Source organism: Bacillus cereus group sp. MYBK14-1, assembly GCF_051916885.1.
GTDB classification, from domain to species: domain Bacteria; phylum Bacillota; class Bacilli; order Bacillales; family Bacillaceae_G; genus Bacillus_A; species Bacillus_A cereus.
This window is the reverse complement of the sequence record NZ_JBQAHM010000006.1, coordinates 78,097-93,215: the sequence shown is the minus strand read 5'-3', so window position 1 is coordinate 93,215 and position 15,119 is coordinate 78,097. Positions and strand designations below refer to the sequence as shown.

Genomic DNA, 15,119 nt, shown 5'->3' with positions numbered 1-15,119 from the left:
AAAATGTAATAAAAATGTAAGCTATTGTGATAGTTATTTCGACAATTTTTTTATACAATAATAGTAAGAAGTTGTACGTGATTGAAAGGAGAGATGACATGGAATGGATTCATGAATTATTTCAGCAATACGGGTACTATGTTGTACTTGTCGGCTTGCTGTTAGAATATATTGCACTTCCGTTTCCGGGAGAGCCAACGTTAGCATATGCGGGATTTTTAGCACATAAGGGTGATTTAAGTTTACCGATTTTAATTATTCTATCCTTTATTGGGACAAGTGTAGGAATGACGATTCAATACTTTTTAGGAAATAAATTAGGTATGCCTTTCATTCAAAAGTATGGGAAATACGTATTTTTAACGCAAAGAAAAATTGACTTAACGAGAATGTGGTTTGATAAGTATGGGTACTTCTTAATTTTTATTGGTTTCTTTATTCCTGGTGTACGTCATTTCACAGGATACTTTGCAGGAATTATTAATTTACCATTCCGTCGTTTTGCCATTACAATTTATTCAGGTGCTCTATTTTGGGTATCATTCTTCTTAATCGGTGGTTACTGGTTAGGTGGAAACTTACATGATATCTTTGGAGTGCTAGAAGGTCATATCGGTAAAATCATTTTTGGAGTTATTGTGATTGTAGCGGTTACGTTAGGTATTCGTTTCCGTAAGCAGTTAAAACGAGTATTACTACAAAACGCAAGTTAATATGAAATCCATTCTATGTCAGAATTTAGGAAGTCAGTGCAAAAGCACTGACTTTTTTATTTTTAAGACTATGTTTAATGCACATTTTACATTCTTTATAGGAATTTGATACAGGATAAGAAATAAGTATCTTGTCAATTATTATAGTCGTAATGACAATTATAATTGACAAAGATAAGGATATTATTTACAATTTTAATTAAATAAATGAAAAAGAGGGAAGACATGAAGCTTCAAAATCGAGTGAGGGAATTGCGAGCAAAGCATCGTTTATCACAAGGGGATTTAGGGAAAGCGATTGGATCATCACGGCAAACGATTAGTTTAATTGAGCGCGGGGATTATGCACCATCTATCGTATTGTCGTTAAAAATCGCACAAATTTTCAATGTACCGGTGGAGGAAATATTTACGTTAGTAGAGGGGGAAGAGGACGATGAAGAGTAAACGAAAAAAACAATTTGATTCTGTGGGGAAAATAGCATTAAGTATGATGGGTGGCTTTTTAACGTCTTATATAGCTTTAAATTTACTCTCGGATGAACCGAGAAAATTATCATCCAATACATTTATAGGTATATGTACTATTTTTGGAATCTTAATGATGTACTATACTTGGAAGAATACACGTATGTTAGCAGAGGCACGCGATGAAGAAGAGAGCGTACAAGGCAGAAAATTAGGCATTATAAGTATATATTTACGTGTAGGCGATATAGTTACGCAGGCATGGTTTGTATATGCAGTTATTACATGTAGACGTGCACTGTTGCAGGATACAAATGTTTCATTTGCGGTGTGGAATTTAGTAGCTTCTATTGTTTGTTTAACTACTGTAGTAATTATCGGACTTATAACAAAAAATCGTTATAATAAGCTATATCCTGAACAAGGTGTAACGTATATGGAATCTATGAAAATGTGGACGAAAAACGCAGATGAAGGATTAAAGCACATTGTGCATGAGGCTGGATATAAAGCGTATGAATTTACGAATACAATATTGGCATATGTATGGTGGGCTGCCGTTATATATACAGCTGCTAGTGATATCGATTTTGTATTAATTGGCTTAATCTCATTTATTTGGATATTGCATCTCGGGAAGTTCATGTACGAAATGCAAAGAAAAATGATTTATTAAGGGGAGAAAAAGGTGGATATTTTAAGAAGGCCAGCTGACTCAATGACAGTGGCGCTAATTCTGTCCATTTTATACGGAGTAATCCGAACTGGGAAATTAGAAGTAATTTTGAACTTATGGGCAATAGTTGGAATTTCATTGTTAGTGTTAGCCATTCATGAGCTAGGACATGTAGTATTTGGTGTAATAGGTGGTTTGACATTTAAATTTATGACAGTAGGACCCATTACTATTCAAAAAGAAAAGGGAAAATTACGCATTCGAGAAAATAAATTGTGGGCGTACTTTGGAGGTGTTGCAACACTAGTACCACCTTCTATAGAGACACCGAATCTTTCGAAAAAGTGGGCGTGGCTCACTTTAGGTGGACCGATTACGAGTTTACTATTTGGTATTACTTCCGGTTACATATATATGGTGAGTTATTATCAATATCTTTTATATTTTTCCTTTTTCCATTTTGCAATCTTTGCGGTTACAATTGTGCCGATAAAAGGAATGCTTATGAGTGATGGGATGCAATTTCTTATTTTAATTAAAGATGATGAAAGAGCTAGAAATCACTTATATGAGATTCAAATATCGAGTGAGTTATTTAGTTATAAAAGACCGAAAGATTGGGATGAAAGGTTAGTAGAATTGAGTGAGGAGAAAATAAAAGAGAATAAAGGGATAAGAGAGATAATGAGTAGACTTATGCTCGTCTTTTTTGCTCGTGCAGATCAAGAGGGAATGGAAAGAGCGATACCGTATATAGAACGAATTGTTCAACTACCTGTAACGAAAGAAAATAAGTTTTTCGTTAGTAGTTTTCATAGTTGGTACCTTTTATATAAAGCCCTTTATCAGATGGATAGTCTGTCTTTGCAAGAAGCAAAGGAACATGCAAAGGCTATTACAAAAATGGACCTAAGTGGATATTACCGTACACAAGGAATTATTAGATATGTAGAGGGTAATATGGAAGCGTCCCGTACTTATATGAAGAAAGCCAATCAAGAATTAAAGAGCGCCGAGAAGAGTGAGATGGGATATTTACAATTAGAAAGAGAATGGTTTGAGCAGCTGAAAGAGAGGGTATCTTACGATGGGTGAGGTATCCTCTTTTTTCTATGTCATCTTATGCCGTTCCATAAACAGCCTAGGACGAGTAAAATGAGATAAGAAGAGCAAAGGTTGGAGGAATTCTAGATGGAAATTTTAACGATTATTTTAATCGTCTTGCTCATTTATGCTGTTTTTAAAGTGGCATATGTAGCATTAAAGATACTCGCGATCTTATTAATTATCTTTTTAATTGTAGAGTTCGGCAGTAAATTGCTTGGTGGATAGGGTATGTTGTGCGTTTTGAGTGTCGAAATTTGTCGGTAAATCGATATCTTGTGTCGAAGCGTCGATATAATGAAAAAATCGTTGATATAAGTGGAGAAACGATCGATATATTTGAAAAATCGTTGATATATTTTAGTGAATACGAAGTGGGGTATATGGAAAAGAAGTTGCTGTGAGGGCAACTTCTTTTTATCGTGATGCGGGGTATGCAAACCAACATGAAAAAGCTGGAAGAGTATCTTCCAGCTTAAGAGTTACTTTCAATTTGGCGACCGCTATCTTCTTCATTGTCTTGTAATAGGTTGAATACGTCTGCTAGGCAGAATGCAATGAACCAAGTCCATAGACCGTGGAAGAAAGCTGAGCTTAATTGAAGTGGTAATGTATAGTTTGTCATTGAGTAGGAAATACATCCACCAACGATTCCGATCATTGTTAATAACATTGTTTTTTGAGCATTTTCTTCTGGATTAAAGAGGAAGTAAATGTATCCGCCTAAAATTGAAGCGCTTACAAGTGTTTCGATTCCATTAAAGATGATATTCTCTCCAAGCTGAGTGTTTGTCCAGAAGCAGATTGTTCCGCCGATAATAGCAAACAGGACAGCTATTGTATATCGTATATATTGATTCATATGTTCATCTCCTTATGTAATAAGATGATTTGGAAGTCAAAAAGGTAGGTATAGTATATTGAAGTGAGTTTTAATTGTACGTATCTTTTTATAAAAAGATCATTGAAGAGTAACTAAGATGATCGGTTGTTTAAACCGTTACGTGTATGGTGTCTGAAATATACCCGACTGCTCGTTTCTTTTTGCTTGTAAAATAAGAGAAACTTCCAAGTCTATATACTCTTTTTTTGTGAGTCTGCTTTCATTATAACACATTTATAGACATAATAATAATAGAATTATCTGATTTTGTAATAAGTGTAAAAAATAAAAAGCGCAAGGAAATACCATTAACGGTGCAGTTTAGTGGAAGAAGGATTTTAATTTATTATGATGAAATATGTAATCAAGGTGAGATCTAAGAATGAGGCTTAAATACTATAAAAAATGTTTTATAGCATGAATGTAAGGGAGGAGAGCTAACTTGGAGTTCACAACAGAAAGATTAATAATTAGACCTTTTAAGAGTACTGATTTACAGGATGTATTTGCTATTTATAATAGTGATGATACATGTAAGTTCCTATTACATAATAAGTGGACTCATGAAGACATGCAGAAAAGATTTAATAAGAAGTTAGCAAATAATGTACTTACTAAAGAAACAATATTAAGTTTGGCAGTTATATACAAAACTAAAGTAGTTGGTGATTTATCCGTATGGTACACAAATATGAAAGACACTGTTGAGATTGGTTATAGTTTTTCAAATGAAGTAGCTAGGAGAGGTTTGGCGACAGAAGCAGTAAGTAGTTTGGTATTGAAATTATTTAATGAATGTAATGTACATCGTATACAGGCTAATCTTGATGCACGTAATACAGCTTCACAAAAATTGTGTGAACGAATAGGTATGAGAAAGGAAGCCCATTTCATACAAGATTTTTGGAATAAAGATGAATGGACAGATAGTATTGTATATGGAATGCTATCCTCCGATTTGTAGTAATAAACTTAGTGATTTTATTATGCTAAAAGGTACGTTAGTTGAATAACAAAGGGCATAACATATTATATATGACTAATATGTTATGCCCTTTAATTTATTAACCTTTTTATATGCGTTTGAAACGGCCGACAATTTCAACTGTTTCAGTAATGTTCATAAATGCTTTGTTATCCACTTGACGGATAATACGTTTCATTTCGCCTAACTCATAGCGAGTCACGACAGTGTAAATCATTTTTTTCTTATGGTTTGTATAGCCGCCGACAGCGTCTACCATTGTCACCCCGCGTATGCCGTGATGTAGTAGTGCGCTTTTTATTTCCTCGCCTTTTTCTGTAATAGTCATTATCGTTAATTTAATATGTTTCGTATGCACAGCGTCGATAACTTTGCTGACTACAAATCGACTAATTAACGTATAAAGTGTAATATCCCATCCGAAAATAAAACCTGCTGCTACAAGTAAGATTAAGTTGAATACAAATATGATTGCTCCAATTGAAACATCTCGATATTTCGCTACAATCAATCCAACAACATCAAAACCACCTGTTGAAGAAGCAAATCGGAATATAATTCCTGAAGCTGCTCCGCAGATAACACCACCGAATACAGAAGAAAGTAAAATATCGTCTGAAACTTGGTGTACCGGGATAATGTTCATCGCTAACGATGACACAGCTACAAAGTAAGCTGTTAAAAAGGTTGTCTTCTTGCCTAAGTAAAAGTGACTTAAAATAAGAAGAGGAATGTTTAGTAAAAAGATAAGTGCACCGATATTGTAGTGCATTAAATAACCGATAATCATCCCTACACCAGCGAATCCACCGCTAATCATATTATGCGGGATAAAAAACATATTCATAGAAATTGCATACAAAATAGAAGCTATAAAAATAACAACCAACTGTATCATAAATTCTAAGTGAAATGTTTTAGCTGCTGGGAAGGATAAAAAGGCGGTGTCGGGAACGTAATCGGCGTCTCCTAGTTGACCCATAGTATGTTTCATCTCCATATTCATTTTTGATTACAAGAAGAGAATAAAGGTTTTTTCAAAAACTGGCAATAGTTTTATTATAATGCAAAAATTTTATAAATTTCTAATAAATCAAGCCTATTCATTGATGTGTGTGAATATGCTAAAGAAAGCGAATACAACGTTTCTTAATTATTGTTTTCTTGAGAAAATATGCAAAATACTTTTTTTGAAAATAAAAGGAAATAGAGAATATTTGCCCGATGTGCTAAAATGACCTTATTAAGGATGTGAAGCGATGGAATTTTTATTGCAGGATGCAATTCTATATATATCGTTTGTAACGACGGCACTTTGTTTATTAGAAGTTTTCTTCCTTGCTAATGTTTCTCGCTTTGTGCGTCAACAAGCATCAAGCGGTAGACAAAGAGCTTTTGCGTTAGTTGATACATGTGAAGATAGTGCGGGAAATGTACCGCTATTTTCTATTTTTTATAAATATGGAATGATTCGTTCTGTACGCAGACAAGAATCAAGTGAAGAGAATGACGAGGTCGGTCCGTATACGCCAATGTTTCGCTAAATAATTACGAAACATTGGAGGAATGAACATGTTAAAATCATACCGAGCTGTGCTCGTTAGTTTATCATTATTATTTGTTTTTGTTTTATCTGGTTGCAGTAATGCAGCCCCAATTGATGCACATAGTACGGGAATTTGGGATCATTATTTTGTATATCCAATCTCGTTTATGATTCAATTTGTTGCTCATCATATACCTGGAGCTAGCTTTGGGATTGCTATCATTATTATGACGCTCGTTATTCGTTCAGCAATGATTCCATTAGCTGTTTCGCAATATCGCAGCCAAGCGAAAATGAAGAAAATGCAACCTGAATTGCAGAAGCTAAAGAAAAAGTACGGTGATGTAAGCAAAGACCTTGAAAAACAAAAGCAGTATCAAAAAGAAATGTCAGAACTAATGAAATCAGGCGGTTGGAATCCACTTGCTGGTTGCTGGCCAATTTTTATACAAATGCCGATTTTCTCTGCTTTGTATTATGCGATCAGCAGAACTGAAGAGATTCGCACATCTTCGTTTTTATGGGTGAACCTAGGACATGCAGATCCATATCATATATTACCGATTATTGCAGCGTTAACGACATTTATTCAGATGAAAGTTTTCCAATCGAATATTACACCTGGAGAACAAGTACAGATGCTAAAGATGCAGCAAATTATGATGCCGGCAATGATTCTATTTATGGGGTTTGCGGCGCCATCAGGACTTGTGTTGTACTGGATAACAGGTAACTTATTTACAATGACACAAACAATTGTATTAAGAAAAATAATGGAACGTGAAGAGTTACAATTACAAAAAGCATAGAGAAACACCGCTCATTACGAGCGGTGTTTTTTTGTTAAATCGTTAAGGAAATGTTAAGAAACCGACATTACTATAGGCATTGTATACGAAAGTGTACATGCATTAGAAATATGAAGGAGGAAATTTCCTATGAAGAAGAAAACAGTTGGTTATTTAGCGATTGCAGGTGCTTTATCATTCGGAATCATTGGAGGAGTCGGCATTCCGGCATTCGCGGCAACGAATACTCCAGCAGTGGATCAGCCTGCAAAAACGGCGAAAAAGGATTTGGATGACGCTACAAAACAAAAAGTAAAAACAATTATGGACGATACAAAGAAACAGTTAGAGGAACTAGGTGTAAAGCTTCCAGAGAAAGAGAAGCGTAAAGACATGTTTGCAGGATTAGATGAACAGGCGAAAGAAAAAGCGAAGTCCATTTTAGAGCAAGAGAAGTCTGGTAAATTAACACGAGAACAAGCAAAAGAAGAATTAACAAAATTAGGCGTGAAGTTCCCGGAAAAGGGTAAGCACAAAGAAATGTTTGCGGGATTAGATGAACAGGCGAAAGAAAAAGCGAAGTCCATTTTAGAGCAAGAGAAATCTGGAAAATTAACGCATGAGCAAGCAAAAGAGGAATTAACAAAGCTAGGCGTGAAAATGCCGGAGAAAGGCAAACATGGAGACATGTTTGCTAACTTAGATGAACAGACAAAAGAGAAAGCGAAGTCAATTTTAGAGCAAAAGAAATCCGGAAAATTAACGCATGAGCAAGCAAAAGAAGAATTAACAAAATTAGGTGTGAAACTTCCAGAGAAAGAGAAGCATGAAGACATCTTTGCTGGATTAGATGAAGCAACAAAAACAAAAGCAAAAGCGATTTTAGACAACGAAAAGAAACAATTAGAGGCATTGAATGTTGATTTACCGCACCATAAGTTTTTTATGAAAAAAGAAGATAAATAATTGATTTATGTATCTTTCGTGTGGGCAACCGGAAGGTACGTGCGAGGACCGATTTCTGTCAGCAGAAATCGGTCCCTTTTAATGATTCAATAAAATTCTTTTCATTGTTAGTATGTATCCGAAGATGCAGTAGAAGATTGCAAAACCGATAAACACTTCCGTATATTGATATTTACCCAATACGTAGAAGGAAACAGCTGGTATAATAGCTACCGCTAAAATGCTATAACCAGGATACTTGTGCCGATGCATGATAGCGAATAGAATAGAGAGAAACGTAGCAATGATACAAAAGACAGCAATCATTATTAGTACACCTCCTAAATGGATTATACCATTTTTAGGGAATTAGAGAAGTTTTGTATGTTCTGTTATAATATAAGAAGAGAAATATTTCCTATGTTATATAAAAAAATATATTGATTTTTTCTAACAATTCAATATAATGAACAATAACTACAAAATTCGACATCAAGAAGTGATGATGAGGACATGATCAATTTTTTACGATTTTCAGAGAGGGAAGCCTTTGGCTGTGAGCTTCCTAATACGGAAAAATGGATTACCACCTCTGAACTGCAGCAGTGAACGAGCATCTAGTAATTGCTTGCCGGCAAAAACCGTTATTTAGACTTGAGAAATTGGTGAAGTGTGTTACTTTACGAATTGAAACAAGGGTGGAACCACGAATACAACACTCGTCCCTTTTTTAGGGAGGAGTGTTTTTTTATTTCATTTTTGCATCACACTAGGATTGGAAGGAGGATACGCAGCATGCATCATGATGAGAAGAACAAAATTGGTTTAACAGTAGCACTTTCTATCGTAGTAGGAACGATTATTGGATCTGGTGTGTTTATGAAACCAGGGAGCGTATTAGATTACTCGGGGAGTTCTAATATGGCCATTCTTGCTTGGGTAATTGGTGGTCTGTTGACGCTAGCAAGTGGTTTAACAGTAGCTGAAATTGGAGCGCAAATCCCGAAAAATGGTGGGTTGTATACGTATTTAGAGGAGATTTACGGAAGTTTTTGGGGATATTTATCAGGTTGGATGCAAACAATTGTTTATGGACCTGCTATTATCGGAACATTAGGTTTATACTTTAGTTCTTTAATGATTAATTTTTTCTATTTAGATAAAGTGTGGAATTTACCAATCGCAATTGGAACGGTTGTGTTCCTTGGCGTTGTAAATAGTATGGGAACAAAATACGGAGGTATCGTTCAAACAATCACGACAATTGGGAAGATGATTCCGATTGTGTTAATTGTTGTGCTAGGTTTCTGGAAAGGGAATAGCGATATCTTTAACGTAGTTGTGCCGATATCGGAAAATCAAAGTATCGGTATGGCAATTTTAGCAACGTTATTTGCTTATGACGGCTGGATTTTACTTGCTTCGATTGGTGGAGAAATGAAGAATCCAACAAAGTTATTACCGAAAGCAATGACAGTAGGGATTTTAATCGTAACGGCTGCTTACGTATTAATTAACTTGGCGTTATTAAATGTATTACCAGCAGCGAAAATTGTAGACCTTGGAGAAAATGCAACAGCGACAGCTGCGGGTATGTTACTTGGAGAATATGGCGGAAAAATTATTAGTATCGGTATTATCGTTTCCATTTTCGGCTGTTTAAATGGAAAGATTTTAACGTTCCCACGTATCCCAATGTCTATGGCAGAGCGTGGACAACTTCCATTTTCTAAGTTTATTGCAAAGGAAAGTCCGAGATTTAAAACACCAGCAAATGCGATTACTGTTGAAATCATTTTAGGAATTATTTTAATGATTATTAGTGATCCAAATAAGCTATCTGAGATTTCCGTATTCATTATTTATATTTTCTACGTAATGACGTTTATTGGTGTCTTCATTTTAAGAAAACGTAATAAGAATAAAGAGCGTGCATATAGTGTGCCGTTATTCCCAATCGTACCAATCGTAGCGATTTTAGGTTCGCTCTTTGTAATTGGTAGTGCAATTATCAATGATCCGGTAAGTTGTTTCTTATCCATTGGAATTGTCTTTACGGGACTTCCGGTGTATTGGTATTTAAATAAGAAGAAAGAAACAGAATGATGGAAGGGTAGGCGTATAATACGCCTACCTTTTTTACTGTAAAAAAATTATACTTGCGTCCATTTTCTATTTTGGTTACTATAATCGTAGTAACCAAAACAGAAAGCGTGGGGAAAGACTTGAATTTTCGTGTTTATATTTTAGCTATCGCGGCTTTCGTAGTCGGAACGGTTGAGTTAATTATAGGAGGAACGCTCGATTTAGTTGCCAATGATTTAGGAGTATCTATTAGCGCAGCTGGTCAGCTTATAACAATATTTTCGGTAGTATTTGCTTTGTCAGGTCCAGTTTTATTAGCTGTGACAGGGAAGTTTGAAAGAAAAACATTGTATGTTGGAGCATTATCGATTTTCTTAATCGGAAATATTATTTCCGCATTTAGTGTGAATTACGGAATGCTAATGTTCTCAAGGGTTATTTGTGCGGCGAGTGGTTCATTAATTATTGCACTATCGGTAACACTTGCGTCTAGTGTAGTAGAACCGCATTTTCGTGCGCGTGCAATTGGAATCATTTTTATGGGAATTAGTGGATCACTTGTACTTGGAGTACCGCTCGGTCTTGTACTCGGAAATGCATACGGATGGCGTGCACCATTTGTATTAATTTCTGTGTTAACAGTTATGGCAATAGCTTGTATTTCATTGTTCTTAACGAAAGTACCACCGACATCGGTATTATCAATAAAAGAACAACTTGCTACTTTAAAAGATAAAAAAATTGTAAGTGCACAGTTAACATCATTTTTGTTTTTAACGGGGCATTTAACATTGTATGCATATTTAACACCGTTTTTAAAAGATGTCATGCATGTTGAAGCAAACTGGATAAGTGTGTTTTACTTTATTTTCGGAATCGCAGCAGTAATTGGCGGCGGGTTCGGTGGATGGCTTGCTGATAAATGGGGATCGAAGAAAAGTATTATCTCGATTATTATCGTATTTGCATGTGCAATCTTCATACTGCCATTAATGACATTCTCATTCCCGCTCTTCATCATTATGATGGGACTTTGGAGTATGCTGAGCTGGGCGATTTCACCAGCACAGCAAAATTATTTAATTGAAATTGCACCGGAATCAGCTGGTATTCAGCAAGGTTTAAATAACTCTGCGCTTCATTTAGGAATTGCACTCGGTTCAACAGTAGGCGGAGTTGTTATTGAAAAATCATCTGTTATGTATAATGCTTGGGTAGGCGGTGGCTTTATTATATTAGCACTGCTTTGCGCGATTTTCTCGATTACGAGAGGACGCTCTACTCAGTTCGTAAAAGAAGAATCTATCGTTTGATAGGTTCTTTTTTATTTGTAAAAAATTGCATGTTTTAGTAGGTAAATGGAGAAAAGGGTATATAGCGAGGTGATAGTATATGGATTATTCAATTATTGGTTTTATATTCATAGTATTGCCATTATTTGTAGTTATCATTGTTTTTAGATGGATTCGTTTCATCTATCAAAATTCAGAGAAACAGGTAGAGCAAAATGAGAAAATCATTGAGCTGTTGATGGAGATAAAGGAACAAAACGAAAAGGAGTCTAAGTGAAAAATTAGACTCCTTTTTATTATTTAATTAGTATCTCAACTTCATCAACAAACTCTTAATTTCATCATCTTCCATAAAGAGATCGTGGTGCTTCTGGGTGATCTTTGCAAGTGCAACGTCGTGATAGAAAAATTCTGTAAAGAACTTTACGAAAGGTTGTGACATTGTTTTCATCGCTTGCCATGACTCTTGTTCTACGCCAGCAAATAAAATTTCACGATCGTCAACGATAAGTAGCAAGTAGCGCTCTAATGCATTAGGTTCTTCAGCTGGGATTAGAAAATGCATGTTTTCTAAGTCTGTTTCTACTTCTCCAACAATAAGGGATTCAATTTGAACACCTTGTTTTGCTTTTTGTTCTAGTAAAGGGAGATATTCTAAAAGAGTATCATTCCAAGCTGAAATACGGATTGATTCTTGTGCACTTTCAATGAGTTCTTTACTTTGAACTCGAATAGAAGATTGCATTTTTAAGCTCCACACACGGTCATCTGTAAATGATTTTTTTGATATATTTGTTTCCAGTTCTTTAATATTTGATTGGAATTCTGTCGTTAATTTTTCAATTGCTAGCTTTAGTGGTAATGCTGTATACAATTTTTTCTTTTCTGAAACAGAATCCATTACCATTCCTTTATCGATTAGGCGTGCTAGCACTTCATATATTTTTGCTTTTGGAACACCTGAATGCTTCACAATCGTTGTAGCATCTAATGGTTCATTGCTTGATACGACAACTTCATAAGCTTGGCTTTCATATTGTGAGAAACCGAATTTTTGTAACATAGTTCCCTCCGAACGAATGAGATTATATTTTAAGGATAATGAACTATTTGTTTTTGCACAAGTGGTAGTCCTTTTTCTAATTGTATTAAGGTGAGAATTAATTTCAATTTTTTAATTTTATCTATTATACTTAATATAATGATTAATAAGATTTTAATTTAATGCGAAGGGGATGCTTTGGGGGAAATGTTAAGAAGTTTACGTTTAAAAATTGCGTTAGTGTTTTCAGTTCTTATTTCTATGATGTTCGTAATATTGGGTACAGCTGTGTATCAATTACAGAAAGAAAAGGAAGTGCGTTCCTTAGACGAGTATTCTCAAAATGCGATGGATCTTGTGACAGAGCAACTTACGACATTTGTTCAAAGAACGGATGAAGATATGGGGTATTACGCGAACAGTGAGATGATTCGTAATATACTTCAAGGTGGGGTTACTCCAGAAGAGGAAGCGTTTTTAACGAAAGAGTTTGTGGAGTATAAAAAGAATCATCCTGGTATTTTAGATTTATATATTGGTACGAAAGATAAAAAAACATTAAGTGCCAATCTTGCTGAAGGTGGGCAAGTGCCAGAAGGATATGATCCAACGACAAGACCATGGTATAAAGATTCAGAGGCTGATGTAAAAAAGGTCCATTGGGGACAACCTTCTTATGAAATTGCAACAGGAAAGTTAAGTGTAGGTGTTTCTAAAGCAATTACAGCTCAAGATGGGTCTGTATTAGGCGTTGTTGCGATGGATGTATCGCTTGGGACGATTCAGAAGTTGCTTCACAATATTCAATACAATAATGACGGAGAAATGTTTATTATAAATGATAAAAATATGGCTCTTGTTTATCCAGAAAAGATAGGAAAAGATGTTTCTAAAGAACCACTTATAAAGAGCTTAAATAAAGAGGTTACAAAATATGCGGTCACTACAATAAAAGGTGAAGATGTAGTTGTTTACAGTCAATCATTTGATACGATGAAATGGACGATAGGAATCTTTTATCCGAAAGAAACGATCGATGGGCTATTAAATAGTACGAGAAATACAGTTATTATAATGGCATGTATTAGTTTATTAGTTGGAATCGTAGCTTCCTACTTGTTCTCAAGAAGATTAGCAAGACCACTGCAACTATTAAAGAATCACGTGCAAAAAGTAGCAGAAGGCGATTTAACGCTGCGAATGAAAGTGACAAGTAAAGATGAAGTTGGAGAGTTGACGAAGCACTTTAATGATATGGTTGAACAAATGAATGAAATGGTAAGTAAAATTAAAAACAGCGTATCAACGGTGCAACAATCAACGAATAGTTTACATTATTTAACGAACGAAACAGTAGCGGCTAGTAGAGAAGTTTCAGGAGCGATGGATGATGTGAGCGGAGGAGCTTCTACTCTTGCGAATAGTGTGGATGAAGTTTCAGCTCAGCTCGAGAATATGGCGGAGTCAGTAGAACAAATGAATAGCTCCGTTGGTGAAATAAAAGGAGTGGCTGGCAAAGCGGAAGAGGCATCTAAGCAAGGATTAAATACAATGAGGAATTTAATCCGTACGAGGGGACAATCATCTTCGATTGTTGTTCATACAGAAGAAGCATCGGATAAGTTAGAACAAAGAGTTGGATCCATTCAAAATGTTGTTGAGCTTATAAAAGGTATTTCGGATCAAACAAATTTACTTGCTTTAAATGCATCGATTGAAGCTGCCCGTGCAGGTGAGCAAGGTAAGGGATTTGCGGTTGTTGCTGAAGAGGTTCGGAAATTAGCGGAACAATCAAAAGAGGCAACCGGAGAAATCACAATGATGATTGGTGATGTACAATTAGAAGTAAAAAGGGTTGTAGAAGTTGTAAGTAAATTGAAAGACATTGCAGATGTGCAAAATAAAGTGACGTCAGAGGCGGAAATGGAGTTCCGTACAATTATGTCAGTTGTAAATACGATTAGTACTTCAGTTGAAAAAATTGTAGAAGAGGTACATAACATAGGTTATGAGCAAGGGGAAATTACAGCGGTAATGCATACAATTGCTGGTACGAGTCAAGAAAGTGCAGCTGTTTCTGAAGAGGTACATGCTGCAACGGAATCACAGGTGAATCATTTAGAAAAGGTAGCTCACACGATGGAAAGTTTGACAGAACATATGAGAGATTTAGAAAGATTAGTCGAGCAGTTTAAAGTGGAAGAGTAACATATTAGTAAAATGATGAGGATTTCGGTAAAATAGACAATGGATATATAAGAAACGATTATAGGAGGAAGACTACTATGGCAATTGTTGATGTATCGATTATTCCAGTAGGAACAGGTAATCCAAGTGTTAGTGAATATGTAGCAGAAGTACAAAAGGTGCTAGAGAAAAATGCGGATCGCGTGAAGTATCAATTAACACCGATGAATACAATTATTGAAGGAGATCTTCCTGTCATTCTAGAAGTAATACAACAAATGCATGAAGTTCCATATACGAAAGGTGCACAGCGTGTTGCAACAACTATTCGTATTGATGATCGTCGTGATAAAGTAAGCACAATGGAGAAAAAATTAAACTCTGTTCGATCAAAATTATAAGAAA

At 35.4% G+C, this 15,119-nt stretch carries 18 protein-coding genes and 1 other annotated feature; of the genes, 14 read left to right on the top strand and 4 right to left on the bottom strand.

Annotated features, from left to right (window positions below):
* Window positions 1–98: 98 nt before the first annotated feature.
* From ACTFR3_RS17255 to ACTFR3_RS17235, 5 genes are all read left to right on the top strand, one after another.
* Window positions 99–713, top strand: coding sequence for a DedA family protein (locus tag ACTFR3_RS17255; protein WP_000454754.1), 615 nt, complete (start codon window positions 99–101; stop codon window positions 711–713).
* Window positions 714–938: 225 nt separating this feature from the next.
* Window positions 939–1,160 (top strand): helix-turn-helix transcriptional regulator, encoded by a 222-nt coding sequence (locus ACTFR3_RS17250; RefSeq protein ID WP_000776168.1) that lies wholly within the window; start codon window positions 939–941, stop codon window positions 1,158–1,160.
* Window positions 1,150–1,857 carry a DUF3169 family protein gene (locus ACTFR3_RS17245; RefSeq protein ID WP_000837717.1) on the top strand — a complete coding sequence of 236 codons (708 nt, stop codon included), beginning with the start codon at window positions 1,150–1,152 and terminating at the stop codon, window positions 1,855–1,857. Before ACTFR3_RS17250 ends, ACTFR3_RS17245 begins: the two co-directional genes overlap by 11 nt.
* 42 nt (window positions 1,858–1,899) lie before the next feature.
* Complete coding sequence (locus ACTFR3_RS17240; protein WP_440044646.1) at window positions 1,900–2,952, top strand: hypothetical protein; 1,053 nt, start codon at window positions 1,900–1,902, stop codon at window positions 2,950–2,952.
* A gap of 96 nt (window positions 2,953–3,048) precedes the next feature.
* Window positions 3,049–3,189: a DUF3985 family protein gene (locus tag ACTFR3_RS17235; protein ID WP_000404782.1), complete on the top strand. Its 141-nt coding sequence runs from the start codon at window positions 3,049–3,051 to the stop codon at window positions 3,187–3,189.
* A gap of 247 nt (window positions 3,190–3,436) precedes the next feature.
* Here the strand turns inward: ACTFR3_RS17235 and ACTFR3_RS17230 are convergent, their stop codons facing one another.
* Complete coding sequence (locus ACTFR3_RS17230) at window positions 3,437–3,823, bottom strand: DUF3938 domain-containing protein (protein ID WP_001077773.1); 387 nt, start codon at window positions 3,821–3,823, stop codon at window positions 3,437–3,439.
* Between the two features lie 463 nt (window positions 3,824–4,286).
* Between ACTFR3_RS17230 and ACTFR3_RS17225 the strand changes: the two genes are divergently transcribed.
* Window positions 4,287–4,808, top strand: a complete 522-nt coding sequence (locus ACTFR3_RS17225; protein WP_000397308.1) for a GNAT family N-acetyltransferase — start codon at window positions 4,287–4,289, stop codon at window positions 4,806–4,808.
* 109 nt (window positions 4,809–4,917) lie between these two features.
* Here ACTFR3_RS17225 and ACTFR3_RS17220 read toward each other — a convergent pair whose 3' ends face one another.
* Entirely contained in the window at window positions 4,918–5,811 is an 894-nt protein-coding gene (locus ACTFR3_RS17220; protein ID WP_000530044.1) for a YitT family protein, read from the bottom strand.
* 277 nt (window positions 5,812–6,088) lie between these two features.
* Here ACTFR3_RS17220 and ACTFR3_RS17215 point away from each other — a divergent pair, with 277 nt between their 5' ends.
* The 3 genes from ACTFR3_RS17215 to ACTFR3_RS17205 all read left to right on the top strand — a co-directional run bounded on the left by ACTFR3_RS17215 (window position 6,089) and on the right by ACTFR3_RS17205 (window position 8,129).
* Entirely contained in the window at window positions 6,089–6,373 is a 285-nt protein-coding gene (locus ACTFR3_RS17215) for a hypothetical protein (protein WP_000394930.1), read from the top strand.
* Window positions 6,374–6,401: 28 nt separating this feature from the next.
* Window positions 6,402–7,184, top strand: coding sequence for a membrane protein insertase YidC (yidC, locus tag ACTFR3_RS17210; protein ID WP_000920522.1), 783 nt, complete (start codon window positions 6,402–6,404; stop codon window positions 7,182–7,184).
* Between the two features lie 129 nt (window positions 7,185–7,313).
* Window positions 7,314–8,129: a hypothetical protein gene (locus ACTFR3_RS17205; RefSeq protein ID WP_000730850.1), complete on the top strand. Its 816-nt coding sequence runs from the start codon at window positions 7,314–7,316 to the stop codon at window positions 8,127–8,129.
* 78 nt (window positions 8,130–8,207) lie between these two features.
* On the opposite strand, the gene ACTFR3_RS17200 is transcribed toward ACTFR3_RS17205, so the two are convergent.
* Window positions 8,208–8,435, bottom strand: coding sequence for a hypothetical protein (locus ACTFR3_RS17200; protein ID WP_000562231.1), 228 nt, complete (start codon window positions 8,433–8,435; stop codon window positions 8,208–8,210).
* Between the two features lie 166 nt (window positions 8,436–8,601).
* Window positions 8,602–8,838: a binding site (T-box leader), on the top strand.
* Between the two features lie 65 nt (window positions 8,839–8,903).
* On the opposite strand from ACTFR3_RS17200, the gene ACTFR3_RS17195 reads away from it, so the two are divergent.
* From ACTFR3_RS17195 to ACTFR3_RS17185, 3 genes are all read left to right on the top strand, one after another.
* A complete protein-coding gene (locus tag ACTFR3_RS17195; protein WP_000546312.1) occupies window positions 8,904–10,214 on the top strand; it encodes an APC family permease in 1,311 nt (436 codons plus the stop codon).
* A 53-nt stretch (window positions 10,215–10,267) separates the two neighbouring features.
* Window positions 10,268–11,506 carry an MFS transporter gene (locus tag ACTFR3_RS17190; RefSeq protein ID WP_322372840.1) on the top strand — a complete coding sequence of 413 codons (1,239 nt, stop codon included), beginning with the start codon at window positions 10,268–10,270 and terminating at the stop codon, window positions 11,504–11,506.
* Window positions 11,507–11,585: 79 nt separating this feature from the next.
* Window positions 11,586–11,762, top strand: a complete 177-nt coding sequence (locus ACTFR3_RS17185; RefSeq protein WP_440044619.1) for a hypothetical protein — start codon at window positions 11,586–11,588, stop codon at window positions 11,760–11,762.
* Between the two features lie 27 nt (window positions 11,763–11,789).
* Here the strand turns inward: ACTFR3_RS17185 and ACTFR3_RS17180 are convergent, their stop codons facing one another.
* Window positions 11,790–12,548 (bottom strand): TrmB family transcriptional regulator, encoded by a 759-nt coding sequence (locus ACTFR3_RS17180; RefSeq protein WP_016125651.1) that lies wholly within the window; start codon window positions 12,546–12,548, stop codon window positions 11,790–11,792.
* Window positions 12,549–12,734: 186 nt separating this feature from the next.
* Here ACTFR3_RS17180 and ACTFR3_RS17175 point away from each other — a divergent pair, with 186 nt between their 5' ends.
* Together ACTFR3_RS17175 and ACTFR3_RS17170 are read left to right on the top strand one after the other, a co-directional pair.
* A complete protein-coding gene (locus ACTFR3_RS17175; RefSeq protein WP_440044618.1) occupies window positions 12,735–14,735 on the top strand; it encodes a methyl-accepting chemotaxis protein in 2,001 nt (666 codons plus the stop codon).
* A gap of 77 nt (window positions 14,736–14,812) precedes the next feature.
* The gene (locus ACTFR3_RS17170) at window positions 14,813–15,115 is read left to right on the top strand and encodes an MTH1187 family thiamine-binding protein (protein WP_001018860.1); all 303 of its coding nucleotides are present in this window, start codon (window positions 14,813–14,815) and stop codon (window positions 15,113–15,115) included.
* Window positions 15,116–15,119 lie beyond the last annotated feature (4 nt).

Excerpts from the sequence above, each read along its gene's own strand:
- ACTFR3_RS17255 (WP_000454754.1), top strand. The coding sequence starts at position 99 with ATGGAATGGATTCATGAATTATTTCAGCAATACGGGTACTATGTTGTA.
- ACTFR3_RS17250 (WP_000776168.1), top strand. The coding sequence starts at position 939 with ATGAAGCTTCAAAATCGAGTGAGGGAATTGCGAGCAAAGCATCGTTTA.
- ACTFR3_RS17245 (WP_000837717.1), top strand. The coding sequence starts at position 1,150 with ATGAAGAGTAAACGAAAAAAACAATTTGATTCTGTGGGGAAAATAGCA.
- ACTFR3_RS17240 (WP_440044646.1), top strand. The coding sequence starts at position 1,900 with ATGACAGTGGCGCTAATTCTGTCCATTTTATACGGAGTAATCCGAACT.
- ACTFR3_RS17235 (WP_000404782.1), top strand. The coding sequence starts at position 3,049 with ATGGAAATTTTAACGATTATTTTAATCGTCTTGCTCATTTATGCTGTT.
- ACTFR3_RS17230 (WP_001077773.1), bottom strand. The coding sequence starts at position 3,823 with ATGAATCAATATATACGATATACAATAGCTGTCCTGTTTGCTATTATC.
- ACTFR3_RS17220 (WP_000530044.1), bottom strand. The coding sequence starts at position 5,811 with ATGGGTCAACTAGGAGACGCCGATTACGTTCCCGACACCGCCTTTTTA.
- ACTFR3_RS17215 (WP_000394930.1), top strand. The coding sequence starts at position 6,089 with ATGGAATTTTTATTGCAGGATGCAATTCTATATATATCGTTTGTAACG.
- yidC (WP_000920522.1), top strand. The coding sequence starts at position 6,402 with ATGTTAAAATCATACCGAGCTGTGCTCGTTAGTTTATCATTATTATTT.
- ACTFR3_RS17205 (WP_000730850.1), top strand. The coding sequence starts at position 7,314 with ATGAAGAAGAAAACAGTTGGTTATTTAGCGATTGCAGGTGCTTTATCA.
- ACTFR3_RS17200 (WP_000562231.1), bottom strand. The coding sequence starts at position 8,435 with ATGATTGCTGTCTTTTGTATCATTGCTACGTTTCTCTCTATTCTATTC.
- ACTFR3_RS17195 (WP_000546312.1), top strand. The coding sequence starts at position 8,904 with ATGCATCATGATGAGAAGAACAAAATTGGTTTAACAGTAGCACTTTCT.
- ACTFR3_RS17185 (WP_440044619.1), top strand. The coding sequence starts at position 11,586 with ATGGATTATTCAATTATTGGTTTTATATTCATAGTATTGCCATTATTT.
- ACTFR3_RS17180 (WP_016125651.1), bottom strand. The coding sequence starts at position 12,548 with ATGTTACAAAAATTCGGTTTCTCACAATATGAAAGCCAAGCTTATGAA.
- ACTFR3_RS17175 (WP_440044618.1), top strand. The coding sequence starts at position 12,735 with ATGTTAAGAAGTTTACGTTTAAAAATTGCGTTAGTGTTTTCAGTTCTT.
- ACTFR3_RS17170 (WP_001018860.1), top strand. The coding sequence starts at position 14,813 with ATGGCAATTGTTGATGTATCGATTATTCCAGTAGGAACAGGTAATCCA.